The sequence below is a fragment of the Pseudoxanthomonas japonensis genome, assembly GCF_010093445.1.
In the GTDB taxonomy this organism is placed as follows: domain Bacteria; phylum Pseudomonadota; class Gammaproteobacteria; order Xanthomonadales; family Xanthomonadaceae; genus Pseudoxanthomonas_A; species Pseudoxanthomonas_A japonensis.
Genome location: NZ_PDWW01000008.1, coordinates 99,055 through 124,658, shown reverse-complemented (window position 1 = coordinate 124,658; position 25,604 = coordinate 99,055). Strand labels below are relative to the sequence as shown.

27 protein-coding genes are annotated in these 25,604 nt (G+C 67.0%); 9 read left to right on the top strand and 18 right to left on the bottom strand.

From position 1 onward, the window contains the following. Positions 1-324: 324 nt before the first annotated feature. The 5 genes from CSC78_RS08245 (at position 325) to CSC78_RS08225 (ending at position 8,688) form a co-directional block, all read left to right on the top strand. A complete protein-coding gene (locus CSC78_RS08245; protein WP_162337429.1) occupies positions 325-5,397 on the top strand; it encodes an NAD-glutamate dehydrogenase domain-containing protein in 5,073 nt (1,690 codons plus the stop codon). Positions 5,398-5,556: 159 nt separating this feature from the next. Next, positions 5,557-6,324 (top strand): NAD kinase, encoded by a 768-nt coding sequence (locus CSC78_RS08240; RefSeq protein ID WP_162337428.1) that lies wholly within the window; start codon positions 5,557-5,559, stop codon positions 6,322-6,324. Between the two features lie 119 nt (positions 6,325-6,443). Next, entirely contained in the window at positions 6,444-6,932 is a 489-nt protein-coding gene (locus tag CSC78_RS08235; protein ID WP_162337427.1) for a hypothetical protein, read from the top strand. A 45-nt stretch (positions 6,933-6,977) separates the two neighbouring features. After that, complete coding sequence (locus CSC78_RS08230) at positions 6,978-7,886, top strand: 5'-nucleotidase (RefSeq protein ID WP_162337426.1); 909 nt, start codon at positions 6,978-6,980, stop codon at positions 7,884-7,886. Between the two features lie 172 nt (positions 7,887-8,058). Further along, positions 8,059-8,688, top strand: coding sequence for a DKNYY domain-containing protein (locus tag CSC78_RS08225; protein WP_162337425.1), 630 nt, complete (start codon positions 8,059-8,061; stop codon positions 8,686-8,688). A 51-nt stretch (positions 8,689-8,739) separates the two neighbouring features. Here the strand turns inward: CSC78_RS08225 and CSC78_RS08220 are convergent, their stop codons facing one another. The 18 genes from CSC78_RS08220 to asnS all read right to left on the bottom strand — a co-directional run bounded on the left by CSC78_RS08220 (position 8,740) and on the right by asnS (position 23,654). After that, positions 8,740-9,282, bottom strand: a complete 543-nt coding sequence (locus CSC78_RS08220; RefSeq protein ID WP_162337424.1) for a DUF2939 domain-containing protein — start codon at positions 9,280-9,282, stop codon at positions 8,740-8,742. A gap of 31 nt (positions 9,283-9,313) precedes the next feature. Further along, positions 9,314-10,000, bottom strand: coding sequence for a DUF2461 domain-containing protein (locus CSC78_RS08215; RefSeq protein WP_162337423.1), 687 nt, complete (start codon positions 9,998-10,000; stop codon positions 9,314-9,316). A gap of 59 nt (positions 10,001-10,059) precedes the next feature. After that, positions 10,060-11,499 carry an exodeoxyribonuclease I gene (gene sbcB, locus CSC78_RS08210; protein ID WP_162337422.1) on the bottom strand — a complete coding sequence of 480 codons (1,440 nt, stop codon included), beginning with the start codon at positions 11,497-11,499 and terminating at the stop codon, positions 10,060-10,062. Next, positions 11,496-12,851 (bottom strand): FAD-dependent oxidoreductase, encoded by a 1,356-nt coding sequence (locus CSC78_RS08205; RefSeq protein ID WP_379609123.1) that lies wholly within the window; start codon positions 12,849-12,851, stop codon positions 11,496-11,498. Before CSC78_RS08205 ends, sbcB begins: the two co-directional genes overlap by 4 nt. A gap of 57 nt (positions 12,852-12,908) precedes the next feature. Beyond that, on the bottom strand, positions 12,909-13,208 hold the full coding sequence (locus tag CSC78_RS08200; RefSeq protein ID WP_162337420.1) for a GIY-YIG nuclease family protein: 300 nt from the start codon (positions 13,206-13,208) through the stop codon (positions 12,909-12,911). Positions 13,209-13,277: 69 nt separating this feature from the next. Continuing rightward, positions 13,278-14,552, bottom strand: coding sequence for a kynureninase (kynU, locus tag CSC78_RS08195; protein WP_162337419.1), 1,275 nt, complete (start codon positions 14,550-14,552; stop codon positions 13,278-13,280). A gap of 105 nt (positions 14,553-14,657) precedes the next feature. Further along, the gene (locus CSC78_RS08190) at positions 14,658-15,668 is read right to left on the bottom strand and encodes an amidohydrolase family protein (protein ID WP_162337418.1); all 1,011 of its coding nucleotides are present in this window, start codon (positions 15,666-15,668) and stop codon (positions 14,658-14,660) included. Between the two features lie 79 nt (positions 15,669-15,747). Continuing rightward, entirely contained in the window at positions 15,748-16,155 is a 408-nt protein-coding gene (locus CSC78_RS08185) for a hypothetical protein (RefSeq protein ID WP_162337417.1), read from the bottom strand. Next, positions 16,139-16,780 (bottom strand): nucleotidyltransferase domain-containing protein, encoded by a 642-nt coding sequence (locus CSC78_RS08180; protein ID WP_162337416.1) that lies wholly within the window; start codon positions 16,778-16,780, stop codon positions 16,139-16,141. Before CSC78_RS08180 ends, CSC78_RS08185 begins: the two co-directional genes overlap by 17 nt. A gap of 44 nt (positions 16,781-16,824) precedes the next feature. Then, positions 16,825-17,373 carry a 3-hydroxyanthranilate 3,4-dioxygenase gene (locus CSC78_RS08175; RefSeq protein WP_162337415.1) on the bottom strand — a complete coding sequence of 183 codons (549 nt, stop codon included), beginning with the start codon at positions 17,371-17,373 and terminating at the stop codon, positions 16,825-16,827. A 1-nt stretch (position 17,374) separates the two neighbouring features. Continuing rightward, positions 17,375-17,806: a RidA family protein gene (locus CSC78_RS08170; protein WP_162337414.1), complete on the bottom strand. Its 432-nt coding sequence runs from the start codon at positions 17,804-17,806 to the stop codon at positions 17,375-17,377. Next, positions 17,799-18,473, bottom strand: a complete 675-nt coding sequence (can, locus tag CSC78_RS08165) for a carbonate dehydratase (protein ID WP_162337413.1) — start codon at positions 18,471-18,473, stop codon at positions 17,799-17,801. Before can ends, CSC78_RS08170 begins: the two co-directional genes overlap by 8 nt. A 15-nt stretch (positions 18,474-18,488) precedes the next feature. Then, positions 18,489-19,910, bottom strand: a complete 1,422-nt coding sequence (locus CSC78_RS08160) for an aldehyde dehydrogenase (protein ID WP_162337412.1) — start codon at positions 19,908-19,910, stop codon at positions 18,489-18,491. Between the two features lie 44 nt (positions 19,911-19,954). Next, a complete protein-coding gene (locus CSC78_RS08155; protein ID WP_162337411.1) occupies positions 19,955-20,740 on the bottom strand; it encodes an SDR family oxidoreductase in 786 nt (261 codons plus the stop codon). A 124-nt stretch (positions 20,741-20,864) separates the two neighbouring features. Then, positions 20,865-21,509, bottom strand: coding sequence for an FMN-binding negative transcriptional regulator (locus CSC78_RS08150; RefSeq protein ID WP_162337410.1), 645 nt, complete (start codon positions 21,507-21,509; stop codon positions 20,865-20,867). A gap of 7 nt (positions 21,510-21,516) precedes the next feature. Then, on the bottom strand, positions 21,517-21,825 hold the full coding sequence (locus CSC78_RS08145; protein WP_162337409.1) for a hypothetical protein: 309 nt from the start codon (positions 21,823-21,825) through the stop codon (positions 21,517-21,519). Continuing rightward, complete coding sequence (locus CSC78_RS08140) at positions 21,822-22,127, bottom strand: hypothetical protein (protein ID WP_162337408.1); 306 nt, start codon at positions 22,125-22,127, stop codon at positions 21,822-21,824. Before CSC78_RS08140 ends, CSC78_RS08145 begins: the two co-directional genes overlap by 4 nt. Before the next feature lie 126 nt (positions 22,128-22,253). Beyond that, positions 22,254-23,654 carry an asparagine--tRNA ligase gene (asnS, locus tag CSC78_RS08135; RefSeq protein ID WP_162337407.1) on the bottom strand — a complete coding sequence of 467 codons (1,401 nt, stop codon included), beginning with the start codon at positions 23,652-23,654 and terminating at the stop codon, positions 22,254-22,256. Positions 23,655-23,765: 111 nt separating this feature from the next. Between asnS and CSC78_RS08130 the strand changes: the two genes are divergently transcribed. From CSC78_RS08130 to rplI, 4 genes are all read left to right on the top strand, one after another. Then, on the top strand, positions 23,766-24,104 hold the full coding sequence (locus CSC78_RS08130; RefSeq protein WP_162337406.1) for a HesB/IscA family protein: 339 nt from the start codon (positions 23,766-23,768) through the stop codon (positions 24,102-24,104). 170 nt (positions 24,105-24,274) lie between these two features. After that, complete coding sequence (gene rpsF / locus CSC78_RS08125) at positions 24,275-24,700, top strand: 30S ribosomal protein S6 (RefSeq protein ID WP_162337405.1); 426 nt, start codon at positions 24,275-24,277, stop codon at positions 24,698-24,700. Between the two features lie 11 nt (positions 24,701-24,711). Further along, positions 24,712-24,942, top strand: coding sequence for a 30S ribosomal protein S18 (gene rpsR / locus CSC78_RS08120; RefSeq protein ID WP_055942998.1), 231 nt, complete (start codon positions 24,712-24,714; stop codon positions 24,940-24,942). 161 nt (positions 24,943-25,103) lie between these two features. Continuing rightward, entirely contained in the window at positions 25,104-25,553 is a 450-nt protein-coding gene (rplI, locus tag CSC78_RS08115; RefSeq protein WP_055943002.1) for a 50S ribosomal protein L9, read from the top strand. The last annotated feature ends 51 nt before the right edge of the window (positions 25,554-25,604 follow it).

Genomic DNA, 25,604 nt, shown 5'->3' with positions numbered 1-25,604 from the left:
GGGGAGGGGCGCATCGGGGCTAGACTATACCGTCCAGTTCAGAATTTTGACAGGCTTGAAAGCCCGGTATTTCCGTGCACAGAACGGCGACAGGTCTTGTAAAGAATGCGTGACGATGCGCAGCACGCATCCGCGCACTGCCGAACGTGGGTGCCGTTCTCGTCGATCCGCCGAGCGGCACACAACCATCTGCTCCGCCTGGCGTGCGCCGGAGAATCCTGCGTGCGATTGCAAGCCGCGCTTATGACGCCTCGCAGCAAGTTTTGTCATGGCGCCCGGAGATACAATGACCATTCGACTACCACTTGTTGAGTCATTCTCTGCATGAACGCTGCACGCAGCCCCAAAAAAGCCTCGAAAAAGACGTCCAAACCGGAAGCCGCAAAGGCCACGAAGTCAGTGAGCCCCAAGGCGACGCCCACCAAGAAGGTGGCTGCCCGACCGGTGAAGGCGGCGAAGGCCGCGGGGGAGCAGGGCAAGGCAGTGGCGAAGTCGGGCGACGCGTTCTCGCTGTCGCCCATCCTCGATGCGATTCGCAAGCGTGTCGCCGGCGCCACCGCGCAGGAAGAAGCGCGTACGTTCGCCGACGCGTTCTACAAGCGCATGGAAGAGGACGAGTATCCGCACCACAGCGCCGATGGCTGGGCCGCGATCGCGGCCGACACACTGGCGTTCGCGCGTACCCGCAAGCCCGGTACCGCCAACGTGCGCATCTTCAATGCGTCGCAGAAGACGCACGGCTGGGAATCGCCCCACACCGTGCTGCAGATTGTCAACGACGACATGCCGTTCCTGGTCGATTCGGTGAGCATGGCGCTGGCCGAGATGGGCGTGGGCGTGCACGTGCTGGGCCACCCGCTGGTCCGCTTCACCCGCGACAAGGCCGGCAAGGTTTCCGCGGTGGGCGAGGGCAAGCACGAGTCGTTGATGCTGCTGGAGATCGACCGCCTGCCGCCGGAGGAGATGGCGCAGGTCGAGAAGCGCATCCGCACCGTGCTGGACGAAGTGCGCGCCATCGTGCGCGACTGGTCCAGCATGCGCGAGAAGATGCTGGCGCTGGCCGACGACATGGCCACCCGCCGCATGCCGGTGGACGATGACGGTCGGCGCGAGGCGCAGGAGTTCCTTCGCTGGGCCGCCGCCGACCACTTCACCTTCTTCGGCTACCGCGAATACCGCGTCGAGAAGAGCACCGGCATCCTCGCCGCCGTCGAGGACAGCGGCCTCGGCCTGCTGCGCGAGGGCGACACTACCCCGCCGCGCAACATCAAGACGCTGGCGGCGCACTACCTGCCGCAGGGCGGCTCGGTCGATGCGCTGATCCTCACCAAGACCAACCGCCGCTCCACCGTGCACCGCCCGGGCAACATGGACTACATCGGCGTGCTGGAGTTCGACGCGCAGGGCAATCCGATCGCCGAGCAGCGCTTCATCGGCCTGTACACCTCCAGCGCCTACAACCGCCGCCCGTGGGAAATCCCGCTGGTGCGCGAGCGCCACGAATACGTCATGCAGAAGTCCGGCCTGTCGCCCAGCGGCCACAGCGGCAAGGCGCTGCGCCACATCCTGGAGACTCTACCGCGCGAGGAACTGTTCCAGTCCAGCGACGAGGAGCTGTTCCGCACCTCGATGGGCATCTTGGGCCTGCAGGAGCGCGTGCGCAGCAAGCTGTTCCTGCGCCGCGACCGTTACGGCCGGTTCTATTCGGCGCTGGTCTACATCCCGCGCGAGCGCTTCAACACCGACGTGCGCCTGCGCATTGAGTCGCTGCTGAAGGACGCCATGCGTGGCGAGTACGTCGACAGCAGCGTGCTGCTCGGCGAATCGCCGCTGGCCCAGCTGCACATCACCATCCGACCGAAGGCCGGCGAGCAGGTCGAGGTCGACACGTCCGCGCTGGAAGCCGACATCGCCCACCTGCTGCGCAACTGGCAGGACGACCTGCGCGAAACCCTGATCGGACGGCACGGCGAGTCGAAGGGCCTGCTGCTGGCCGGCGGTTATGGCCGTGCGCTGCCGGCGGGTTACATCGAAGTCGTGTCGCCGGAAGGCGCCGCGCGCGATGTCGAACACCTGGCCGCACTGTCCGGTGCCGACGACCTGCGCCTGAGCCTGCACGAGTCGCGTCGCAAGCGTCCTGGCCAGGGCCGCCTGCGCCTGAACCTGTACCGGCAGGAGACCGACATCCCGCTGTCCGACGCGCTGCCGCTGATGGAGAACATGGGCCTGCGCGTGATCTCGGAGCACCCGTTCCGCCTGGAGACCGCCCAGGGCGCGCGCTATATCCAGGAGTTCGAGGTCGAGCCGGTGGGCGGCGACGTGGACGTCGAGCGGCTGGCGCCGATGTTCGAGGATGCCTTCGCCCGCGTGTGGCACGGCGACGCCGAGAACGACGGCTTCAACAAGCTGGTGCTCTGCGCCGGCCTGGCCTGGCGCCAGGTCGCGCTGCTGCGCGGCTACTGCAAGTACCTGCTGCAGACCGGCGTGCCGTTCTCGCAAAGCTATGTCGAGGAAACCCTCAACCGCTATCCGCTGCTGGCGCGCCTGCTGGTGGAACTGTTCGAAGCCCGCTTCGATCCGGCGACCGGCAGCGAGAGCAAGGCGCAGGTCAAGGAGGGCCAGGAGCGCTTCGCCGCACAGCTGAAGCCGCTCGCCGGCAACGACGAGGCCGCGCAGAAGACGCTCGCCGCGCTGGTCGATGCCCGAGGCGGCAAGCGCGAACAGCAGGCCGAGGCGGCGCACCAGGCACTGCTCAAGCTGATGGACCGCGTCTCCAGCCTGGACGAAGACCGCATCCTGCGCGGCTTCATGGGCGCGATCGAAGCCACGCTGCGCACCAGCTTCTACCAGGTCGGCAAGGACGGAAAGCCGGCGCACACGATCAGCTTCAAGTTCGATTCGGCCAAGGTCCCGGACCTGCCGAAGCCGCGTCCGTACCGCGAGATCTTCGTCTACGGCCCGCGTGTGGAGGGCGTGCACCTGCGCTTCGGGCCGGTGGCCCGTGGCGGCCTGCGCTGGTCCGACCGCCGCGAGGACTTCCGCACCGAGGTGCTGGGCCTGGTGAAGGCGCAGATGGTGAAGAACACCGTCATCGTGCCGGTCGGCGCGAAGGGCGGCTTCTTCGTCAAGCGTCCGCCGGTGGGCGGCGACCGCGATGCCGTGCTGGCCGAAGGCATCGCCTGTTACAAGCTCTTCATCCAGGGCCTGCTGGACATCACCGACAACATCGTCGGCAACAGGATCGTGCCGCCGGTGGACGTGGTGCGCCACGACCAGGACGACCCGTACCTGGTCGTCGCTGCCGACAAGGGCACGGCGACGTTCTCCGACATCGCCAACGGGCTGGCCATCGCGCATGGCTTCTGGATGGGTGACGCGTTCGCCTCCGGCGGTTCGGTCGGCTACGACCACAAGGGCATGGGCATCACCGCGCGTGGCGCATGGGAGTCGGTCAAGCGCCATTTCCGCGCGATGAACCGCGACAGCCAGACCGAGGACTTCACCTGCGTCGGCATCGGCGACATGTCCGGCGACGTGTTCGGCAACGGCATGCTGCTTTCCGAGCACATCCGCCTGCTGGCCGCGTTCGACCACCGCCATATCTTCCTGGACCCGAATCCGGATGCGGCGAAGTCGTTCAAGGAACGCGACCGCATGTTCAAGGTGCCGCGCTCCAGCTGGGCCGACTACGATGCCAAGCTGATCTCGAAGGGTGGCGGCATCCATCCGCGCAGCGCCAAGTCCATCGAGATCACCCCGGAAGTGCGCGCCGCGCTCGGCATCGCCGACGGCGTGAAATCGATGACGCCCAACGAGCTGATGAGCGCCATCCTGAAGGCGCCGGTCGACCTGCTGTGGAACGGCGGCATCGGCACCTACGTCAAGGCAGCGAGCGAAACGCATGCCGACGTCGGCGACCGCGCCAACAACGGCCTGCGCGTCGACGGCCGCGACCTGCGCTGCCGGGTGGTGGGCGAGGGCGGCAACCTGGGCCTGACCCAGTTGGGGCGCATCGAAGCCGCGCAGCATGGCGTGCTGCTCAACACCGACTTCATCGACAACTCCGCCGGCGTGGATACCTCCGACCACGAGGTGAACATCAAGATCCTGCTCAATGGCGTGGTGCAGGCGAAGAAGCTGTCGATGGACGCCCGCAACAAGCTGCTCGCGGACATGACGGGCGAAGTGGCCGACCTGGTGCTGTGGGACAACTACCGCCAGAACCAGGCCATCAGCCTGATGGAGCGCATGAGCGTGACGCGCCTGGGTTCCAAGCAGCACTTCATCCAGACGCTGGAGTCGCAGGGCCTGCTGGACCGGCAGATCGAGTTCCTCCCGTCCGACGCGGAACTGGCCGAGCGCAAGGCGCGCGGCCAGGGCCTGACCCGTCCGGAGCTATCGGTGCTGCTGTCGTACTCCAAGCTGGTCGCGTTCCAGCAGCTGCTGGAATCCGACATCCCCGAGGATCCGTACCTGTCCAAGGAACTGCAGCGCTACTTCCCGCTGCCGCTGCAGAAGAAGTACGCCTCGGAAATGGAGAAGCACCGCCTGAAGCGCGAGATCATCGCCACGGCGGTCACCAACACCACCATCAACCGCATGGGCGCCACCTTCCTGCTGCGCATGCAGGAAGACACCGGCCGCTCGCCGGCGGAAGTCGCGAAGGCGTTCACCATCACCCGCGAAACACTGGATGCACGGGCGCTGTGGAACCAGATCGACGCGCTGGATGGCCAGGTGCCGGAGTCCGTGCAGATCGATGCCCTGCAGGTCATCTGGCAGGTGCAGCGCAACTTCACCCGCTGGCTGCTGACCCGCCAGGGGCCGATCCCGGCGATCGCCACGGCCGTGGAGCGCTACCACGACGGCTTCAACGAGATCCGCGCCGCCGACGGCGTGCTGCCGGATTCGCTGCGTCCGGCGTACAACGCCAGCCTGCAGGCGTGGAAGGACAAGGGCCTGCCGCCCGCGCTGGCCGGCCAGATCGCCGCGCTGCCGTACCTGGAGCCGTCCTGCGACATCATCGAACTGGCGCGTGCGCGCAAGCTCAAGCCGGTCGAGGTGTCGAAGGTCCACTACCGCCTGGGCGAGGCCCTGCACCTGCCGTGGCTGCAGGACCAGATCGAGGCCCTCAAGGTCGACGGGCGCTGGCATGCGGTGGCCCGTGGCGTGCTGCGCGACGAACTCGCCGCGCACCAGCGCACGCTGGCCAACCAGGTGCTCTCGCTGCCGGGTGGCAACGCCGATGCCAAGGTCAAGGCGTGGCTGGGCCGCGATGACGCCGGCCTGCGCTTCACGCTCAGCATGCTCAACGAGCTGGCGGCGCAGAAGACGCTGGACTATCCGACGGCATCGGTCGCGGTGCAGCGTCTCGGGCAGTTGGCGTCCCAGGGCTGAGGTTCGCTCACTCGCAATGGAAACGGGGCGGCCTTCGGGCCGCCTTTTTTGTGTCCGCCCTCCATGGCAGCAATCCGTTGGGCCAACGCTGCGCACTGGCGAAAAGCGCTCCCGGCGTTTTTTTCTGTACGCTGTGCAGGCCCGACGATGGAGTATCGGATGTCCGACCCCCGCATCGCCTTTCTCGCCAGCCCCACGCCAGAGGCGCAGGAGGCGCTGGCGACGCTGCAGCGCGAACACGGCGCGCATGCGCCCGACCAGGCCGACGTGCTGTGCGCACTGGGGGGCGACGGCTTCATGCTGCAGACGCTGCATCGCCATGGGGCGCTAGGCAAGCCGGTGTTCGGCATGAAGCTGGGCACGGTCGGATTCCTGATGAACCACTACCGCTCCGATGACCTCGTTGAGCGCATCGCCGCCGCCGAACCCGCCAAGCTGCGGCCGCTGGAGATGCAGGCGATGACCGAATCCGGTACCTCGACCTCGTCGCTGGCCTACAACGAAGTCTCCCTGCTGCGGCAGACGCGGCAGGCGGCACACATCTGCATCGACCTCAACGGCGAGACACGCCTGGACGAACTGATCTGCGACGGCGTGCTGACGGCCACGCCCGCGGGCAGCACCGCGTACAACTTCTCCGCGCACGGTCCCATCCTGCCGCTGGGTTCGCACACCATCGCGCTGACACCGATCGCGCCGTTCCGTCCGCGCCGCTGGCGGGGCGCCATCCTGAAGGCCGATACCGAAGTGCGGTTCCGTGTGCTCGACCCGTACAAGCGTCCGGTCAGCGCCACGGCGGACTCGCACGAAGTGCGCGACGTGGTCGAGGTGACCATCCGCGAGTCGCGCGACCGCACGGTCACCCTGCTGTTCGATCGCGAACACAATCTCGAAGAGCGCATCCTCAGCGAACAGTTCATGACCTGAGTGGTCATGTCCCGGGAGACAGTGCGGTTTCGCCGCGCTGCGGCTTGCCCCGTCATGTCACGCATGTTATCCAGCGCCCCGTAGCGGTTCGGTTCGCATCCACCCGGGGAGGGGTCCCGATGCCATTGAAGTGCGCGGTGGCGCTATGCGCCCTGTTGGCCGTGTCCGACGCGGTCGCCTGCAACCTGTCGACCGGCGTTACCCCGTTCGCCAAGGGCCAGGCGACGACGGCCATGGACGATGCCGGCCTGAAGCCGCCGGTGGTCGAAGTGGTCAGCCTGACCCGGGGCGTGGACGGACGCGCATCCTGCGACGCCAGCGGTCTGCTGACGGTGCGCGTGGAGTGGCCGCGTGGCACGGACTACAAGATCCGCGACCTGGGATTCGAGTTCCGCGTGGTGGGCGAGGATGCCCTCGCGATCTTCCCGTCCGCACCGGTGGTCGGGTCCGTGGACGGCAAGCGCAGCGAGTTCGTATTCCTCTGGCGTGATGGGCCTCCTGCGCAGCAGGCCCCCATCGACCTGATGGTGGAAGTGCGCGCGGTGACCGCGGACAACCGCCGCGGACCGCCCACGCAGCTGCGCATCGCCGCGGCGCCGGGAAGCTAGCCGGCTGTCTCGCCTCCTGCGCCATGGATCGCCGATACTGTGCCCATGGCCGACAACACCCCCCGCCTGCTGACCGTCGCCGTCACCTCGCGCGCCCTGTTCGATCTGGAAGAAAGCCACGCGCTTTACGAGCGCGAAGGCGTACAGGCCTATGCCGATTTCCAGCGCACGCACGAGGACGACGTGCTGGCGCCGGGCATCGCCTATCCGGTGGTGCGCAAGCTGCTGGCACTCAATGCAGGCGCATCGTCCGAAGCGCCCAGGGTTGAGGTGATCCTGCTGTCGCGCAATTCGGCCGACACCGGCCTGCGCATCTTCAATTCGATCCAGCACTACGGGCTGGGCATCGTGCGTGCCACGTTCACCGCGGGCGAGCCGACCTGGCCCTACGTGAAGCCGTTCGGCACCGACCTGTTCCTGTCGGCCAATCCCGACTCGGTGCGTCGCTCGCTGGAGCACGGCATTGCGGCGGCGACCATCCTGCCTGCCGGCGCACCGCAGCTGCGTCACGAGCACCAGTTGCGTATCGCCTTCGACGGCGATGCGGTGATCTTCGGCGACGAGAGCGAACGCATCTCGCGCGAACAGGGCGTGGAGGCGTTCGGCAGGCATGAGCAGGAGCGCGCGCGCGAGCCTCTGTCCGGCGGCCCGTTCCGCAACTTCCTGTCGGCCCTGCACCAGTTGCAGCAGGTGTTCCCGGCGGACGAGCGCTCGCCGATCCGCACCGCGCTGGTCACCGCGCGCTCGGCACCTGCGCATGAGCGCGTGATCCGTACGTTGCGCGAGTGGGGCGTGCGCCTCGACGAAGCGCTGTTCCTCGGCGGACGCCACAAGGGGCCGTTCCTGGAAGCCTTCGGCGCCGACATCTTCTTCGACGACTCGCAGCACAACATCGACAGCGCCCGTCACCACGTCGCTGCTGGTCACGTTCCCCACGGCGTCGCCAATCCGTGATGCCGGTCGCGCACGGCCTGTCCGGCCGGTGCGGAGCACCCCGATAGCTTGAGCACAAGCCGCTTCGCAGTTCCGCGGGGCGCTGAATGGGGGGTGTGCCGTGTGCCTCGAAGAGCGGGAAGGGCGCCTGCATCTGGTACATCGCAGGCGTGAGTGGGGAAGCCAGCGCGTCATGGAGGAGAAGATCTACGATCTCGACCTGCCTGCGCCCACCAGTCGTGTCGTCAGGCAGGGTGGGGAAGGGCCGGATTTCTGGGCCTACGTCGATGATGGCCGGCACCTGCATTACGTGAGCTACTGGTTGCCCAACAAGATCCGGGTGATGCGCGCCGCGCATGCGGCATCCGGCAGTTTCCAGGTGTTGTCGCCGCACTTCGCGCGCCTGGGCGGACGGGTGTACTGTCGCGGCGCATGCGTCATGGACGCGGACGCCGAACGGTTCCAACTGGTGCCCGACACCCGGTTCGCCCGGGATGGCCAGCGCGTCTACGCGTTCACGATCACCGAGGGGCTGGACGTGCTGGAAGGGGCGACGGGTCCGCTGCGCTTCCTGCCGCGCTGCGAGCATTTCGCCCACGGCGACGACTTCTACTGGCAAAGCAGCTGGACGAAGCGCATCGAGCCGGTCAGCGGGTACACGCGCATCGATACCTACGAAAAGAAGAATGTCCTGCTGGCCCAGGTATGGGGCGATACCGATCCGCGGGACGACGAAGAGGCGGCGGCGCGTGCGGCCGTCCTCGACGGGGTGAGAACGGTGGCGGATCTTTTCCGGCTGGCGTTGCCCGATGCCACGGGATAAGGGGCCGGCGCGGCACTCGCACACGCGTGAGGCAGCGCGATCCGGGCGGGCTCAGAGCGGCAGGCGGATATCCGTCAGCCGCCACCGCAGGCCTTGGCGGGTGATGACGAAGACGACCGGATCGCCATCGGCGTCATGCACGGTGGCAGTGAAGCGCGACAGCGATTCGTAGCGGTGCTCGGCTTCCTTCAACGGCTCGGCCGGTACCGCGGGCGCATAGGTGTCCCCACCGACGGTGTCGCCGATGGCGCGTTTCCACGTTGCGCGGCCCTGCAGGAGGGCGGCGATGCCCATCGGCGTGACCAGGGTGTCGACGCCGCGTCCGAGTACCTGGTTGGCGATCGAGAGCGCCGCGGCGCCGAACAGGTTGGACGATACGTCCGGGCCGGCACGCCGTGCCAGATAGTCCTCCACCTGCGCGCGCAGGTTGACGCGCAGCGCGGGGAAATCGACATGCCGCTGGAGCTTGGCCGTGTCCTGCTCCGCCAGGGCGGTGCGGATGCCGTGGATGGCCAGGTAGGGACCCGCCACCACGTAGGCGCAGAGGCCGAGTACCACCGCCAGCAGAACACCACCCACAACCCACTTCTTCATCGGCGAGCCCTTCATCGGTAAGTCCCCAGGGTCAGAATTCCAGATCCAGCGCGGCGCACAGGTAGTCGACGAACGGTCCCAGTGTCTTCAGGTCGCCGGCCAGCGTCTGGCGCAGGCGCGGTCCGGTCATCGTGGCATCGTCCAGCGAGCGCCAGAACACGAAGTTGCGGTGCTTCAGGTCTTCGATGAACTCGAAATCGGCGGGAAATCCGCGTGGCGGGCGCACCAGCTTCTCGCTCTCCTCGAAGTCGAAGCGGCGCCGGAAGGCCGGATCGTGCGCGGCCTTCTTCCAGCTGCCCGGGTTGTCGAGGATGAACTGGCGCACGCGGCGCTGCGTGTCCGGTTCCGGATGCCACAGGCCGGCGCCGACGAAGCACTCGCCCGGCTGCAGGTGCAGGTAGAAGGACGGTGCCGGCACCTGCTTGTGGCGCTCGTGGTACAGACGCGCGCCCTGCCACGACTTGTAGGGCGACTTGTCGTTGGAGAAACGCGCATCGCGGTAGATGCGGAACAGCGAGCCGCCGACGGTCTTCGGGTCGGCGCGGAAATGCAGGCTGACCGCGGCCAGGTCCGGTTGCAGGTCGGTCAGCAACCGCAGGAACGGCTGACGGACGTGGTCTTCGTACTGGGCCTTGTGGTCGGCGAACCAGGTTTTGTCGTTGTGGCGCGCCAGCCCGCGCAGGAATTTGAAACTGGCATCGGAGAAGTAGGTAGCCATGCCCGGCATTCTAGACAAGCCGGTGTCATGGCATCGACAAGGCTGCCCTCGATGTCGGTTTACAGGGTCGCCTGGATCCCGTCGCGCCACTGCTGGATCCTGTCCAGCAGCGCCAGCCGGTCGGCGTTTCCGGCCTCCGCCTGCCGCAGGTGCGCGATCTCGGCATCGAAGGTCTCGAAGCTGTACTCCGACAAGCCGTTGTCCATCGTCAACCGCTGGCGGCGGTAATCGTCCCAGCGCTGGCGTTCGTCGTGGGACAGCGTGTCGGGCCAGTTGCGGGCGCGGTAGCGGAACAGCAGTTCCGGCAGCCGCACATCGCGGAAGCCGAAATCGCGCTCGCCCAGCAGCGCGGGGGGCGTGGTGCGAACGTCGGTGAAGCGGCGCTTGTCCGCGTCGGCCAGGAAGCCGTCGTACAGCGAACCATCGACATCGCCCGCCTGGAAACTCCGCTCGGTCGAGAACACGCGGCGCACCGTTTCGGCCAGATCGGGCCCGGCTTCGCGCAGGATCGCGGCATGGCGCTCGCTGCGTACCGGATCGATGCCCAGGCGCTCCATGTCGGCCGGACGCAGGTGCGACCAGGCCACCAGCGCCGGCGCACGGTTCAGATGCACTTCCTTCAGCGGAATGCGTTGCTCGCCTTCGGGAAGATCGGCCGCAGGCGTGTAGAGACGGTCGGCGATGTCCTCCGGCGACATCGACAGCAGCGGCGTGGGATCGCTGTCCAGGTCGAATACGACGACGCGGTTGTCGATGCGGGGATGCCTCGCCAGCGGCAGCACCGGTGCCGCGCACAGCCGGTGCGCGGGATAGCGCTGGGAGACATGCAGCACCGGCAGCATGGCCGTCGTGTCGAGCAGTCGCGCGGCGAAGCGCTTGTCGCGCAGCTGCAACGCATACTCCCAAAGCCGCGGTTGGGACTGGCGCATCAGCCGTGCCAGGCCGATGGTGGCATACACGTCCGAGAGCGCCTCGTGCGCATCGCCCTCGCGCACGCGGTTGGCGAGGGCGAGGTGTTCCAGCTTGAACGAGGTGGCGCCGTCGTCGCGCTTGGGCCAGATGATGCCGTCCGGCCGCAGCGCATGCATCAGCCGCATCACGTCCAGCAGGTCCCAGCGCGAATTGCCGCCGCGCCATTCACGCTCGTAGGGTTCGTGGAAATTGCGGAACAGCCCATGGCGCACGAACTCGTCGTCGAAGCGCAGGCTGTTGTAACCCAGCGTGCAGGTCTCTGGCCGTCCCATCTCGTCGGCGATGCGGGCGAAGGCTTCGGCCTCGTTGACGCCCTCGGCCACCGCCCGCTGCGGGGTGATGCCGGTGATCAGGGTGGCGACGGGGGAGGGCAGCAGGTCGTCCGCTGGCTGCACGAAGAAGCTGATCGGCTCGTCAATCACTTCGAGGGCCGGCGTCGTGCGTACCGCCGCGAACTGTGCCAGCCGGCTGCGGCGCGGGTCCGCGCCGAAGGTCTCGAGATCGTAGAAGAGGAAGCTCGCGCTCACCCCTCGATCTCCTCCAGGACCGGCAGCTGCGCATGCACATCCGCATCCACCGCCGCCCAGTCGACGCCATCGAGCGATGCACGCCCGGCCGTATGCCGCACCAGCAGGTCGCGCTGCACGTGGCTGCGGTGCTGCGCCAGCGCGTACGGGATGCGCATGAAGCTGACCATCGTGTAATGCGGGACGAAGCGCTGCGGATGGCGCTGCTGCAGCGCCAGCTCCAGCTCGCGCTGCAGCAGGAAGCCGCTGTCGTCCACCTTGTCGCGCATCTCCACGTAGTTTTCCAGCGCCATCTCCTGGATGGCGAGCGCGTTCGGCTTGCGCTCGGCCTCGAACGCGGCGAACGCGTCGGCCAGGTCGTCGGTTGCCTCCAGGTGGCGCGCGAGCGAGACGCAGTCCTCGAAGGCGCAGTTCATGCCCTGGCCGTGGAACGGCACCATCGCGTGGGCGGCATCGCCCAGCAGCACCGCCTGGCCGCCGAGGTGCCAACGGTCCAGGTACAGGGTGGCGAGCAGGCCGGTGGGGTTGGCGTCCCAGTCCTGCTCCAGTTCGGGAATCAGCGGCACGGCATCGGCGAAATCGCGCAGGAACAGCGCTTTCGCCTCTCTGCCGTTGCGCACGCTGGCGAAACTGGGGTCGCCCTGGTTGGGCAGGAACAGCGTCACCGTGAACGTGCGTTCATCGTTCGGCAACGCGATGCACATGTAATGCCCACGCGGCCAGATGTGCAGCGCGTTCGGCTCCATCATGAAGCCACCGTTGGCGGATGGCGGGATTTCGAGTTCCTTGTAGGCATGGTCCAGGAACTCGGTGCGCTCGCCGAGATTCTCCTCGCGTTGCATCGCGCCACGCAGCGACGATCCGGCCCCGTCGGCCCCGATCAGTGCGGCGAATCCGATGTCATGGAAACCGCCGGCTTGCTCATCGGCGAAGCGGGCGACGGAGCCGTCGAAGTCCACGGAATCCAGGCGACGATCGAAGTGGAGTGTCGCGCCGGCCTTCTGCGCCAGGTCCAGCAGCGTGATGTTCAGATCGCCGCGATGGATCGACCAGATCACCTCGGAGTCGTCGCGACCGTAGCGCTGCAACTGCAGCCGCCCGTCGAGCGCATGCACCATGCGGCCGCGCATCATCACCGCCTGCCGCATCACCGCGTCATCGGCGTCGGCCATCCGCAGCGCATGGCGACCGCGTTCGGTCAGCGCCAGGTTGATCGAGCGCCCGCCCGCATAGCCCTGCACGCGCGGGTCGCCGCGCTTCTCGAACACGTCCACGCGCCAACCGGCGCGCGCCATCAGCGTGGCCAGCAGTGCACCGGCGAGGCCGGCGCCGATGATGGTGATGTGTCGCAATTCTCCGATGCTCAATTCAATACCCCGTCATCCCCGCGCAGGCGGGGATCCAGTGACTTAGCGTTGTCCGATGATGTAGGGCCAGAGATCGTTCCAGTAATGATTGGATGCTTCGATCAGTCTGATCTTCCATGCACGATTCCACTTCTTGATGCGCTTCTCTCGTGTAATCGCCGCTTCCATGGTCGGATGTAGTTCGTACCATACCAACCGGGTCGCACGATAGCGGTCTGTAAAGCCAGGTACAGCATGCGTGCGGTGTTGCCAGATGCGTCCAATGAGATCGCTGGAAACTCCGACGTACAACGTGCCATTCCTGCCGCTGGCCAGCATATAAGTGGCGGGCTGCTTTTCCATAAGCAATCCAATCGAAACAACGTCACTGGGTCCCCGCCTTCGCGGGGACGACGAATCACTGGCTCACCGTCAGAACCCCCGCCACGTCTCGACTTCCTCGACGAAGCGGTGGACGTCCATGTAGCGGTTGTATAGCGGGGCGGGCGAGATGCGGATCACGTCCGGTTCGCGCCAGTCGCCCACGGTGCCGACCGACAACAGGTACTCGAACAATTCGCGCCCGCGCTCGCGTCCGCCGATCACGCGCAACGACAGCTGCGCACCGCGCTGGGCGGCGTCGGCCGGCGTGATGATCTGCAGAACATCCGACAAGCGTGCCTGGATCAACGCCTCGAGCAGGCCGGTGATCTTCAGCGACTTGGCGCGGATCGCCTCCATGCCGCCGGCCTTCTCGAACAGTTCCAGCGACGCGCGCAGCGGCGCCAGGCCCAGGATCGGCGGGTTGCTCAGCTGCCAGCCTTCGGCGCCCGGTGTGGGTACGAACTCCGGCGCCATGCGGAAGCGGGTTTCCTTCTCGTGGCCCCACCAGCCGGCGAAGCGCGGCCGGTCCGTATGCGCGTGGCGTGCATGCACGAAGCAGCCCGCCACGGCGCCAGGACCGGAGTTCAGATATTTGTAGTGGCACCACACCGCGAAATCGACGCCGCTGTCGTGCAGGCGCAACGGCAGGTTGCCGACGGCGTGGGCCAGGTCGACGCCGACGACGGCGCCCTGTGCGTGGCCCAGGCGCGTGATCTCGGCCAGGTCGAAGGCCTGCCCGGTGCGGTACTGGATGCCGGGCCACAGCACCAGCGCCAAGCGCGGGCCGTGCTCGGCGATGGCGCGCTCGATCGCGGCCATCGACAGCGTGCCGTCGGGATGGTCCGGTTCGACCTCGATCAGGTCGGTGGCCGGATCGAAGCCATGGAAACGCACCTGCGACTCCATCGCGTGACGGTCGGACGGGAACGCACCGGCCTCCATCAGGATCGCCGGCCGCTCGGAGGTCGGGCGGTAGAAGCTGACCATCATCAGGTGCAGGTTGGTGGTCAGCGTGTTCATCGCCACCACCTCGGCCGGTTCGGCACCGACCACGCGCGCCAGCGGCTCGCGCACCAACTCGTGGTAGGTCATCCACTGCGCGTTGCCGGTGAAGTGGCCTTCGACGGCTTCGTTCGCCCACTTGTCCAGGGCCTCGTTGAGGTGGACGCGTGCGCCCTTCGGCTGCAGGCCCAGCGAGTTGCCGCAGAAATAGATCTGGTCGTTGTGCTTGTGACGGGGAATCAGGAACTCATTACGCATCGCACGCAGGGGATCGGCGGCGTCGAGGGCGATGATGTGGGTACGGGACAACGGGTCGGTCATGTGCGTCGATGGACTAGATAAAAGGGTGTGGGAGCGACGTAAGTCGCGACGAAGCGTCAGCGATGGCGGCTGATCGCGACTTGCGTCGCTCCCACAGGTAGGGCGTCACAGGAACCTCGCGGCGGACAGGCCCAGCCATTCCAGCGCGGTCCCGTGGTACAGGCGCGCTTGCTGTGCGTCGTCCAGACCCAACGCGGCGATGCCGGCGCCAGGTTCCTGTTCGCCCAGCGGGAACGGGTAGTCGGTGCCGAGCATCACGCGCTCGTGGCCTACCGTGTCCAGCAGGTAGCGCAGGGCGCGCGGATCGGCGACCCAGGAGTCGAAGTACACGCGGCCCAGGTAGTCGCGCGGATTGCGCGGGTTGTCGGTGGCGACGAGGTCGGGCCGCATGTTGAAGCCGTGCTCGATGCGGCCAATGGTGTACGGGAAACTGCCGCCACCGTGCGCGAAGCAGACCTTCAGTTGCGGCACCCGCTCCAGCACGCCACCGAAGATCAGGCTGCACGCGGCGCGCGACTGTTCGGCGGGCATGCCGACCAGCCAGGGCAGCCAGTACTTCGGCATCGACGCAGCGCCCATCATGTCCCACGGATGCACGAGGATCGCGGCGCCCAACTCGCTGGCCGCCTGGAAGAACTCGAACAGCTCGGGTGCGTCCAGGTTCCAGTCGTTGACATGGCTGCCGATCTGCACGCCCTGCAGGCCCAGCTGGTCCATGCAGCGTTCGAGCTCCTGCACGGCCAGGCGCGGCGACTGCAGCGGCACCGTGCCGATGCCGGCGTAGTGGCGCGGGTAGTCGCGGCAGGCCGCGGCGGTGTGGTCGTTGAGCGCCTGGTGCAATTCCAAGGCGTGGTGCGGTTTGGCCCAGTAGCTGAACATCACCGGCACCGTGCTGATCACCTGCACCTGCACGCCGAATTGCGCGTAGTCGGCGATGCGTTCTTCCGGATCCCAGGTCTTGGGCCAGATCTCGCGGAAGAACTTACCGTCCTTGTAGATGCGGTGGCGACCGTCTTCGCCGTGGTGGATCACCGGGAAGCGCACATCGCCGTACTTGGCCGCCAGGTCGGGCCAGTCGCGGGGCAGGAAATGCGCATGGGTGTCGATCTTCAGCATCGTCGGATTGTAGGGGCTGCCTGCCGGGGATTCGCGCTGCAGTGCCGCGATGTAACAGGAACGTGTGCAGCGTCGACGTTCATCGTTCCAGCGCGTCGGAGACGCGTTCGCAGGCGGCGATCAGGTCGTTGACCAGGCGGCGGTCCACCTCGACGTGGCCTTCGTACTCGGCCAGGTTGCGCAGGTCGTGCGCCTTGGCCAGCACGCGCCAGACCTCGGGGCCGAGACCGAGCGTGTGCGGCAGCACCTGGAAGACGATGTAGCGGTGGCGCGCGCGGAAGCCCGCACGGCGCAGCGCCGCCAGGCTCAGCGCATGGGCGGCGTTGTAGGCCAGGTCGAAGCGGCTCTCCAGCGACAGCGCCTCGTTGTGGGCGTCGGCCAGCCGCGCCAGCCCGGAGCGCAGCAGGCCGGCGGTTTCCTTCCTGTCGGGCGGTTCGGCGCTGAGCGGGCCGCTGTGGGTGGCCAGCTTCTCAAGCGGCGAGGTCATCGTCGCCCCCGATCAGCCATTGCCGCGGCTGCTCCAGTACACGGGTGACGAAGCTGTTGCCGCCTTCGATCCGGCTGCGCAGCTCGTCACGGTCGTAGACGGTGGGATTGATCTGCCTGCCCAGCCGTTCCGCCACCGGGTGCAGCGCCAGCATCACCTCGGCATAAGCCAGGTCGTCCGCGATCACCATCAGGTCGATGTCGCTGCGGGCGGTGTCGCTGCCCTTGGCGATAGAACCGTAGAGGAATGCGGCATGGATGCGGTCGGCCAGCGGTGCCAGTGCTTCGCGCAGCGGTTCGGCCAAACCGAAGGTCTTGCGGACGATGGAGACCAGTTCGTCGTGGATCGGGGCGTCGGGATTGGCGCGGTAGCGCTTCTGGTTGCCGACATGCTCGACGGTCAGCAGGCCGCTACCGGCCAGCCGGGCCAACTCGCGCTGGACGGCGCCGCTGCCGGCGCCAGTGGCCTGGATCAGCTCGTTGACCGCGTAGCTGCGGCCGGATTCGCCGAACAGGCAGGCCAGCACGCGCTGCTGGGTAGTGGTGAACAGGGCGCCGGACAGGCTGGCGGTGGCGTAGCGCGCCGCCGCCTCACTGACTCGCCCGGATTTCGATGAATTGTTCATGCCCATATCGGGCACGATAATGCCCAGATTGGGCAAGCGCAAGCTCAGGTGATGTCGGCCTGCGAGTCCGCCTGCATTTCGTAGCGGCTCGGGCGCGGGTTCAGGTGGCCGCAGGCCTTGCAGGTGCGCAGGTCGTCGTTGCGGTAGAAGGCTTCGAAGACGCGGAAGAAGTCCTGCTCGATGTCGTTGAGGTGGAAGTACTCCTCGTACACCTTGTGGTTGCAGCGCTCGCAGAACCACAGCAGACCATCGTCCTCGTGCGGGAGGCGCTTGCGCTCGATCACCAGGCCGACCGAGCCCGGCATGCGCTGCGGCGAATGGGGTACGCGCGGCGGCAGCAGGAAGATCTCGCCGGCCCGGATCGGGATGTCGCGGACGGCGCCGTCTTCCTGGATGCGCAGGACCATCTCGCCTTCCAACTGGTAGAACCACTCGGGGCCTTCGTCCCAGTGGTAATCGGTGCGCGCATTCGGGCCGCCCACCACCATGACGATGAAGTCGCCGTCGTAGATGACCTTGTTGCCGACCGGCGGCTTCAGCAAGTGGCGGTGTTCGTCGATCCAGGCCTGGAAGTTCAGCGGATTCGGCAACATGTCAGCGGCGCTCCGGGAGGTGCGCGATGCACTTCAGTTCGATGGCGATCGGGGTTGGCAGGGAGCCGATGCCCAGCGTAGTCCGGCAGGGAGCGGTCGCTGCGTCGGGGAAATACTCCGCCCATACCTGGTTGTAGGTCTTGAAGTCGTGGTCCATGTCGGTGAGGTATACCGTCACATCCACCAGGTCTTCCCAGTGAGCGCCACTGGCCTGCAGCACCGCACGGACATTGGCGAAGACGGCACGGCATTGCGCATCGATGTCGTAGCTGATCAATCGGCCATCGGCATCGTGCACGTTGCCCACGATGGCATTGCTGACCGGATCGCGCGGACCGATGCCGGACAGGAACAGCAGGTCGCCCACGCGCCGCGCATGCGGGTAGTGCCCCACGGGCTTCGGCGCGCCACCGGCCTGCACGGCCTCACTCATCGCGCTTGCCCTTCGGCGGCACGCCGGCGAGGGCGCGTTGGTAGGAGGGCTGCAGTTCGTCCTGCGCCGCCACGTCCATGCCCAGCTCGCGCACGCGGCCGTCGAACAGGCTGTATACCCAGCCGTGGATCGCCAGCGGCTGACCGCGCGCCCATGCGTCCTGCACGACCGTGGTCTGGCAGACATTGAACACCTGCTCGATGACGTTGAGTTCGCACAGGCGCGCGTGGCGCAGCGACTCGGTGTCCACCTGGTCCAGCAGTGTCTGGTGCTTCAGTGCCACGTCGGCGACATGACGCAGCCAGTTGTCGGCCAGGCCCACACGCAGGCCGGTCATGGCCGCATGCACGCCGCCGCAGCCGTAGTGGCCGACCAGCAGGATGTGTTCGACCTTGAGGATGTCCACGGCGAACTGGATCACCGACAGGGCGTTGAGGTCGCCGTGCGACATGACATTGGCGATGTTGCGGTGGACGAACACTTCGCCCGGGTCCAGGCCCAGGATCTGGTTCGCCGGCACGCGCGAATCGGAGCAGCCGATCCACAGGTAGCGTGGCGACTGCTGCTGCGACAGCCGCTTGAAGAAGCCGGGATCCTCCTGCTTTATGCGGGCGGCCCAGTCGCGGTTGTTCTGCAGCAGCTTCTCGAGTTCGGATTGATCAGACATCGTGTGTATTCGTCCTCAGCGCAACGCCACGCAGACGTTCTTGGGTTCGGTGAAGAAACGCATGGCCTCCAGCCCGCCTTCGCGGCCCAGGCCAGACGCGCCCGTGCCGCCGAACGGCGTGCGCAGGTCGCGCGTCATCCAGGTATTGATCCAGACGATGCCGGCGCGCAATTGCGCGGCCAGGCGATGGGCGCGGTCCAGGTCGCGCGTCCACACCGTCGCCGCCAGGCCGTAGTCGCCGGCATTGGCGAGTGCAAGCGCATGCGCCTCGTCGGTGAAGGGCTGCAAGGTCACCGCCGGCCCGAAGATCTCTTCCCGGTTGGTGGTGGCTTCCGGTCCCAGGCCCTCGATCACGGTCGGCGCGATGTACCAGCCCGGCCGTTCAAGCGCGTGGCCACCGGCGAGGACACGCCCGCCTTCGAAGCGCGCACGCGCGATGCACGCCAGCACCTTGTCGAAGTGCGCCTGCGACACCAGCGCACCGAGACGCGTGCCGGGATCGTCGAGCGGGCCGGCTTTCAGATCGTGAACGCGTTCCAGCAGGGCCGTACGGAATTCGTCGTAGATCGCCTGCTGCACCAGCAGGCGCGAACCGCACAGGCAGATCTGACCCGCATTCTGGAAGGCCGAGCGGAGCAGGGTGTCCAGGTGCGAGCGCCAGTCGCTGTTGGCGAACACGAGCGTCGCATTCTTGCCGCCCAGTTCCAGCGACACTTTCTTGAGGTGCGGCGCGGCCTGTCCGGCGATGCGGCGGCCCACCGAGGTGCTGCCTGTGAACGACACCGCCTTGACGGCAGGATGCAGCACCAGCGGCTCGCCGACTGCCGGTCCGGTGCCGTGCACGATGTTCAGCACGCCGCGTGGCAGACCGATCTCGGCAGCCAGTTCACCGAGCATCGTGGCGGTAGCCGGGGTGATTTCAGACGGCTTGCCCACGACCGTGTTGCCGGCCGCCAAGGCGGGCGCGATTTTCCAGGTGAACAGGTAAAGCGGCAGGTTCCACGGCGAGATCGCCGCGACCACACCCAGCGGTTGTCGAAGCGTGTAGTTCAGTCCGGCCTCGCCGTGGTGCGATTCGCTGGCGAACTGGGTAGCGGCGTGTGCGAAGAAGCGCAGGTTGGCGATGGCGCGGGGGATCTCGATATCGCGCGCCAGCGCGAGCGGCTTGCCGGTGTCGCGTGATTCGGTGGCGGCGAACACCTCGCGCCGTTGCTCGAGCGCATCGGCCAGGCGTTCCAGCCAGCGCGATCGTTCGCTCGTCGTCAGTCCCGACCAGGCGGGGAATGCCGCTTCGGCCGCCTGCACGGCCAGCAGCGCATCGTGTTCGCTGCCATCGGCGACCTCGGCGTAGACCTCGCCCGACGCCGGTTCGTACACGGGACGCCAGGCGCTGCCGGGGCGCGGTTCGCCGTCGATGAAGTGGCCGAAGCGGTCCATGCCCATTAGCTTAACCCGGCTGGCAAGCCCCCCGTCCCGCCGGGTCAGATGGATTGCATGCGGCCGCCGTCGACCGCCAGGCTGACGCCGCTGATGTAGCCGGCGGCGGGGGAGGCGAGGAAGGCGATAGCGGCGGCGATCTCGTGCGCTTCCGCGAAGCGGCCGGCCGGGACCGTGGCGAGCATCGTGGCGCTGACGGTGGCTTCGTCCTTGCCCGTCGCCTGTATGCGGTCGTGAAGGATCTGTTCCAGTCGCTGCGTGCGCGTGTAGCCGGGCAACACGTTGTTCACGGTAATGCCGTCGGCACCCAGTTCCCTGGACAGCGTCTTGGCCCAGCTCGCCACCGCGCCCCGGATGGTGTTGGAGACGCCGAGGTTGGGAATGGGCTCCTTCACCGACGTCGACACGATGTTGACGATGCGTCCCCAGCCGGCGGTACGCATGCCGGGGACGGTGAGCTGCGCAAGCGCCTGGTTGGCCAGGAGATGGCGCTGGAATGCTGCCAGGTAGTCGTCGGCGCCAGCATCGAGGGCGCGACCGCCGGGCGGTCCGCCGGTGTTGTTGACGAGGATATGCACCGGCCGCGTCGCCACGAGGCGACCGACGGTCTCCCGCAGAGCCACGGCATCGGCCACATCGAGGGCGATGGTTGCGTGCTGCTGGCTCGCGACGCGAGGCAGTGCAGCAGCCACCTCGGCCAGCGCCTCGGGGCGTCGGGCCAGCACCGTCACGTCCGCGCCCAGCAGGGCCAGCTCATGGGCCGCCGCGCGGCCGATGCCCTCGGAGGCGCCACAGACCAGCGCGTGCCGGCCGGCGAGATTGAGGTCCATGCATCGTTTCCAGAAGGTCTTGTGCGTCGAGTGTAGCCCTGCATGATGTCGGGCGTGGGAGCGACGTAAGTCGCGATGCTTTTTTGCCGCGCCGATGTGCGGGACAGAGATCCCGCTTCGCGACTTACGTCGCTCCCACATCCTGCTTCCGACGGGTCAGGCGCTCAAGCATCAGCTCGGATACCAAGGTGTTGTCTTCGCCGCCCAGTCGCTGCAGCGCGGCCGCCGCCCTCTCGACGTTGGCGACCGGATGGTTCTGGCTGAGCTTGAACTTCAGCTCGACGCGTTCGACGTCGAAGCGGAAACCGACGATCCCGCGCAGCTGGCGGACGTGGTCTTCGCGGTCGTGCCCGAAGCGCCAGTCGTTGCCCACATGGGCCTCGTTGACCTGGCTGAGGCGATCCACGATCGAAGCCAACGCCGTGGTGTCTTCCGTGGTGTCGAGCACCCCATGCAGGTGCGCGACCGCATAGTTCCAGGTCGGCACGCGCGCGGCTTCTTCCTTGTCCGCGTACCAGCCCGGGGACACGTAGGCATGCGGGCCGTGCACGATCAGCAGGGCAGGGCCCGTATGGCGCGCCTGTGGATTCGGCTTCGCCCAATGGCCTTCGATGACGATCCGGTCGCCGTCGCGTGCATAGAGCACGGGCAGGTGGCTGACCACGGGCACGCCGTCGGCGACGGTGACCAGGGTGACGAACGCGTCGCGCGCGATCAGCCGGTCGAGTTCGGCCAGATCGGTGTCGACGAACGCGCGCGGCGTGTACATGGACGTATCAGGCGCGGGCGCCGAGCGACTGCACCATCTGTGGCACCAGCGCGGCATCGTCGTCGCCCTGCGGGGGCTGTACGCCCGCGAGCGAAAAACCGCGCGCCAGCGCATCGTCTTCGTCCAGACCGTCGAAGGCGACGAACTCCGCGTCGAACAGCGCCGCACGGGCACTGTCCTCGCTGTCGTAGGCCAGCGTATTGCCGTCGCTGTCCAGCACCTCGGCGGTGCCGGCCTCCAGCAGGCGCAGGCGTGCCCAGATCAGCGTGCGGCCGAGCGAGGCGAGGTACCAGCCTTCACGGAGGAACGGATTCATGCGAAGGCCTCCGCCCACAGCGCCAGCAGGCCGGCCATCGTCAGCCCGAACATGATGACGCACAGCGAGATCCGCGCCGGCGTCGCCAGGCCGGACAGCGAGGTGTCGGTGATCTGCCGGTAGTCGCCAGACAGCAGCCAGCGCAGTGCCACCGGCTTGAGGAAGGCGCCTTCGCCCCATTGCGCGCCGAGTGCGCCATGGCGGTCGCGGATGTGCACCAGCGTCAGCGGCCAGAAGATGACGAAGGCGCAGAAGCCGGCGATGGCGACACCGACGAAGCAGAGGGCGAAAAAGAGGATCACCGAAGGTCACTCCCGAGAGGATTTCCGTCATCCCAGCGAAGGCTGGGATCCATGTTGCTTGTGCCATGTAGACTCTTGGCGGCAAGCGGAAATGGATTCCGGCGTACGCCGGAATGACGAGGTTGTTCAGAACTCCGCGTTGCCAGGCGCGCGCGGGTAGGCGATGGCGTCGCGGATATTGCTCAGGCCGCAGACGTACACCACCAGCCGCTCGAAACCGAGGCCGAAGCCGGCGTGCGGCACCGAGCCGTAGCGGCGGAAGTCGCGGTACCAGCCGTAATGCGCCGGATCCAGACCGAACTGGGCCATGCGCGCATCCAGCACATCCAGGCGCTCTTCGCGCTGGCTGCCGCCGATGATCTCGCCGATGCCGGGCGCCAGCACGTCCATCGCGGCGACGGTCTTCCCATCGTCGTTCAGGCGCATGTAGAAGGCCTTGAAGTGCTCGGGATAGTTGGTCACCACCACCGGGCGGCCGACGTGCTGCTCGGTCAGCCAGCGCTCGTGCTCGGTCTGCAGGTCCAGGCCCCATTCGACCGGGAACTCGAATTTCTGCCCCGACTTCTGCAGCAGCGAGATCGCATCGGTGTAGTCGATGCGCTCGAACGGCGAGTTGACGAAGGCTTCCAGGCGGGTCAGCGCGGTCGGTTCGACGCGCTCGGCAATGAACGCCAGGTCGTCGGCGCGCTCGCTCAGCACCGCACGGAACAGGTATTTCAGGAAGTCCTCGGCCAGCTGTGCGTTCGCGGCCAGGTCGTTGAAGGCGACCTCGGGCTCGATCATCCAGAACTCGGCCAGGTGGCGCGTGGTGTTGCTGTTCTCGGCGCGGAACGTCGGGCCGAACGTATAGACCTTGCTCATGGCCAGCGCATAGGCCTCGGCATTGAGCTGGCCCGACACGGTCAGGAAGGTTTCCTTGCCGAAGAAGTCGCGCGAGAAATCCACCGCGCCTTCCTTGTCGCGCGGCAGGTTGACCAGGTCCAGCGTGGACACGCGGAACATCTGGCCGGCGCCTTCGGCATCGGACGTGGTGATGATCGGCGTGCTGATCCAGAAGTAGCCGTTCTCGTGGAAGAACCGGTGTACCGCCTGTGCCAGCGAGTTGCGGATGCGGGTGACCGCGCCGAACAGGTTGGTGCGCGGGCGCAGGTGGGCGAATTCGCGCAGGTACTCCAGCGAATGCTGCTTGGGCTGCATGGGGTAGGTGAGGGGATCTTCCACCCAGCCCACGACCTCGACGGACGAGGCCTGGATCTCGAAGCTCTGGCCCTGGCCCTGCGACGCGACCAGCGTGCCGGTGGCGACGACCGCGCAGCCGGTGGTCAGGTGCTTGATCTCGGATTCGTAGTTGCCCAGCGAGTCGGGCGCCACCACCTGGATTGGCGCGAAGCACGAGCCGTCGCTGACGTTGACGAAGGACAGGCCCGCCTTGGAATCGCGCCGCGTGCGCACCCAGCCGCGCACCGTGACTTCGCCGCCGGCCGGGAGCTTGCCCGCCAGCGCATGTTCGACGCTCACCACCGTCATGGCTTGAATCCTTCGATAACAGACTTATTAATGGAACGCGGAGTTTACAAGAGCCGCGCAGGCCTCGGCATGCCGAAGGCTATAATCGTCAGCGTCGCACAGGAGACACGCATGGCCATCACCCTGACCCCGGTCGCACTCGAGCGCGTGCAGCGCTTCGTCGAGCAGACCCCGGCCGCGCTGGGCCTGCGCTTCGGTGTGACCCGCACCGGCTGCTCCGGCTGGGGCCACGTGGCCGACCTGGCCCGCGACGAGCGCGAGGGCGATACCGTGTTCGAGTTCGCCGGCGTGAAGATCTACGTGGACGCCACCAGCCTGCCGCTGGTCGACGGCACCGAGATCGATTTCGCCAAGCAGGGCCTGTCCGAGACCTTCATCTTCCGGAACCCCAATGCCGCGGCCGAATGCGGCTGCGGCGAGAGCTTCACCACCACGGCCGACGCCGCCTGACGCGTCCGCAGGGGCAGGTTGCCCCTAAGTGGTTGACCTGTCATACTTTCCTGCTCCCGGAGGCCCGTCAGGCCCCCGGTTCCTCGCCCCACCGTGTCCGATCCGGTCATCGGGGGGCTGTCCAGTCCGGCCTTTTTCGTGGCCGGACCCACATCCGAAAGGTAAAAACGATGCGTCACTATGAAGTCGTATTCCTGGTCCACCCGGACCAGAGCGAGCAGGTGCCGGCCATGATCGAGCGCTACAAGGCGCTGATCGAAGGCGGCAACGGCACCATCCACCGTCTGGAAGACTGGGGCCGCCGTCAGCTGGCCTACCCGATCCAGAACCTGGTGAAGGCCCACTACGTCCTGCTCAACATCGAGGCCGACCAGGCGGTGCTGAACGAGCTGGTGGAAAGCTTCCGCTTCAACGATGCGGTGCTGCGCAACCTGGTCATCAAGCGCGATGGCCCGGACACCGAGCAGTCCCTGATCATGAAGAACAAGGACGAGAAGGGCGACAAGCCCGAGCGTGGCGAGCGTCGCCGCCGTGACGACGACGAGGCCGGCAACGAAGCCGCCTCGACCGATTCCGACACCGCCGAAGCCGCCTGAGGAGCACCCCCATGTCCAAGTTCTTCCGTCGCCGCAAGTTCTGCAAGTTCACCGCCGAAGGCGTGAAAGAGATCGACTACAAGGATCTCAACACCCTGCGCCAGTACCTGACCGAGAACGGCAAGATCGTGCCGAGCCGCGTCACCGGCACCAAGTCCCGTTACCAGCGTCAGCTGTCCACCGCGGTCAAGCGCGCCCGTTTCCTGGCGCTGATCCCGTACACGGACAACCACGACGTCTGAGCGGAGAAGTGAGTGGCGGCTCGCGCCGCAAGAAGTGAGAAGTGAGTGGCTTTCCCTCACTTCTCACTCCTCTCCGCTCACTCCTGGCTTCAAAATCCCGTCCATTCGGACAGCAACCAGTTGCGGTCGCACGGCGGCCGCTAACGAATTGGAGATACACGATGGAACTGATTCTTCTGCAGAAAGTGACCAACCTGGGCGTCCTGGGCGACAAGGTCAACGTGAAGCCGGGCTACGGCCGCAACTTCCTGGTGCCGCAGGGCAAGGCCGTGCCGGCCACCGCCGCCAACGTCGCCGAGTTCGAAGCCAAGCGCGCCGAGTACGAAGCGAAGGCCAAGGCCGTTCATGACGACGCCGAAGCCCGCGCCGCCAAGCTGGAAGGCGCCAGCGTCACGATCACGGCCAATGCCGCGACCGAAGGCAAGCTGTTCGGCTCGGTCGGCCCGCGCGACATCGCTGACGCCTTCACCGCCGCCGGCCTGCCGCTCGAGAAGAGCGAGGTCATCATGGGCGAAGGCGCGCTGCGCAACATCGGCGAGTACGACATCGTCGTGAAGCTGCACGCCGACGTGCAGACGACCGTCAAGGTCGTGGTGCAGGCCGAAGCCTGATCCACCCCGCGCATCATCCGTGATGCCGACAGACGGGCGCCGCAAGGCGCC

What these genes read in the sequence shown, in the direction of transcription:
- CSC78_RS08245 (WP_162337429.1), top strand. Translation starts at nt 325, where the DNA reads ATGAACGCTGCACGCAGCCCCAAAAAAGCCTCGAAAAAGACGTCCAAA.
- CSC78_RS08240 (WP_162337428.1), top strand. Translation starts at nt 5,557, where the DNA reads ATGTCCGACCCCCGCATCGCCTTTCTCGCCAGCCCCACGCCAGAGGCG.
- CSC78_RS08235 (WP_162337427.1), top strand. Translation starts at nt 6,444, where the DNA reads ATGCCATTGAAGTGCGCGGTGGCGCTATGCGCCCTGTTGGCCGTGTCC.
- CSC78_RS08230 (WP_162337426.1), top strand. Translation starts at nt 6,978, where the DNA reads ATGGCCGACAACACCCCCCGCCTGCTGACCGTCGCCGTCACCTCGCGC.
- CSC78_RS08225 (WP_162337425.1), top strand. Translation starts at nt 8,059, where the DNA reads ATGGAGGAGAAGATCTACGATCTCGACCTGCCTGCGCCCACCAGTCGT.
- CSC78_RS08220 (WP_162337424.1), bottom strand. Translation starts at nt 9,282, where the DNA reads ATGAAGAAGTGGGTTGTGGGTGGTGTTCTGCTGGCGGTGGTACTCGGC.
- CSC78_RS08215 (WP_162337423.1), bottom strand. Translation starts at nt 10,000, where the DNA reads ATGGCTACCTACTTCTCCGATGCCAGTTTCAAATTCCTGCGCGGGCTG.
- CSC78_RS08200 (WP_162337420.1), bottom strand. Translation starts at nt 13,208, where the DNA reads ATGGAAAAGCAGCCCGCCACTTATATGCTGGCCAGCGGCAGGAATGGC.
- kynU (WP_162337419.1), bottom strand. Translation starts at nt 14,552, where the DNA reads ATGACCGACCCGTTGTCCCGTACCCACATCATCGCCCTCGACGCCGCC.
- CSC78_RS08190 (WP_162337418.1), bottom strand. Translation starts at nt 15,668, where the DNA reads ATGCTGAAGATCGACACCCATGCGCATTTCCTGCCCCGCGACTGGCCC.
- CSC78_RS08185 (WP_162337417.1), bottom strand. Translation starts at nt 16,155, where the DNA reads ATGACCTCGCCGCTTGAGAAGCTGGCCACCCACAGCGGCCCGCTCAGC.
- CSC78_RS08180 (WP_162337416.1), bottom strand. Translation starts at nt 16,780, where the DNA reads ATGAACAATTCATCGAAATCCGGGCGAGTCAGTGAGGCGGCGGCGCGC.
- CSC78_RS08175 (WP_162337415.1), bottom strand. Translation starts at nt 17,373, where the DNA reads ATGTTGCCGAATCCGCTGAACTTCCAGGCCTGGATCGACGAACACCGC.
- CSC78_RS08170 (WP_162337414.1), bottom strand. Translation starts at nt 17,806, where the DNA reads ATGAGTGAGGCCGTGCAGGCCGGTGGCGCGCCGAAGCCCGTGGGGCAC.
- can (WP_162337413.1), bottom strand. Translation starts at nt 18,473, where the DNA reads ATGTCTGATCAATCCGAACTCGAGAAGCTGCTGCAGAACAACCGCGAC.
- CSC78_RS08160 (WP_162337412.1), bottom strand. Translation starts at nt 19,910, where the DNA reads ATGGACCGCTTCGGCCACTTCATCGACGGCGAACCGCGCCCCGGCAGC.
- CSC78_RS08155 (WP_162337411.1), bottom strand. Translation starts at nt 20,740, where the DNA reads ATGGACCTCAATCTCGCCGGCCGGCACGCGCTGGTCTGTGGCGCCTCC.
- CSC78_RS08150 (WP_162337410.1), bottom strand. Translation starts at nt 21,509, where the DNA reads ATGTACACGCCGCGCGCGTTCGTCGACACCGATCTGGCCGAACTCGAC.
- CSC78_RS08145 (WP_162337409.1), bottom strand. Translation starts at nt 21,825, where the DNA reads ATGAATCCGTTCCTCCGTGAAGGCTGGTACCTCGCCTCGCTCGGCCGC.
- asnS (WP_162337407.1), bottom strand. Translation starts at nt 23,654, where the DNA reads ATGACGGTGGTGAGCGTCGAACATGCGCTGGCGGGCAAGCTCCCGGCC.
- CSC78_RS08130 (WP_162337406.1), top strand. Translation starts at nt 23,766, where the DNA reads ATGGCCATCACCCTGACCCCGGTCGCACTCGAGCGCGTGCAGCGCTTC.
- rpsF (WP_162337405.1), top strand. Translation starts at nt 24,275, where the DNA reads ATGCGTCACTATGAAGTCGTATTCCTGGTCCACCCGGACCAGAGCGAG.
- rpsR (WP_055942998.1), top strand. Translation starts at nt 24,712, where the DNA reads ATGTCCAAGTTCTTCCGTCGCCGCAAGTTCTGCAAGTTCACCGCCGAA.
- rplI (WP_055943002.1), top strand. Translation starts at nt 25,104, where the DNA reads ATGGAACTGATTCTTCTGCAGAAAGTGACCAACCTGGGCGTCCTGGGC.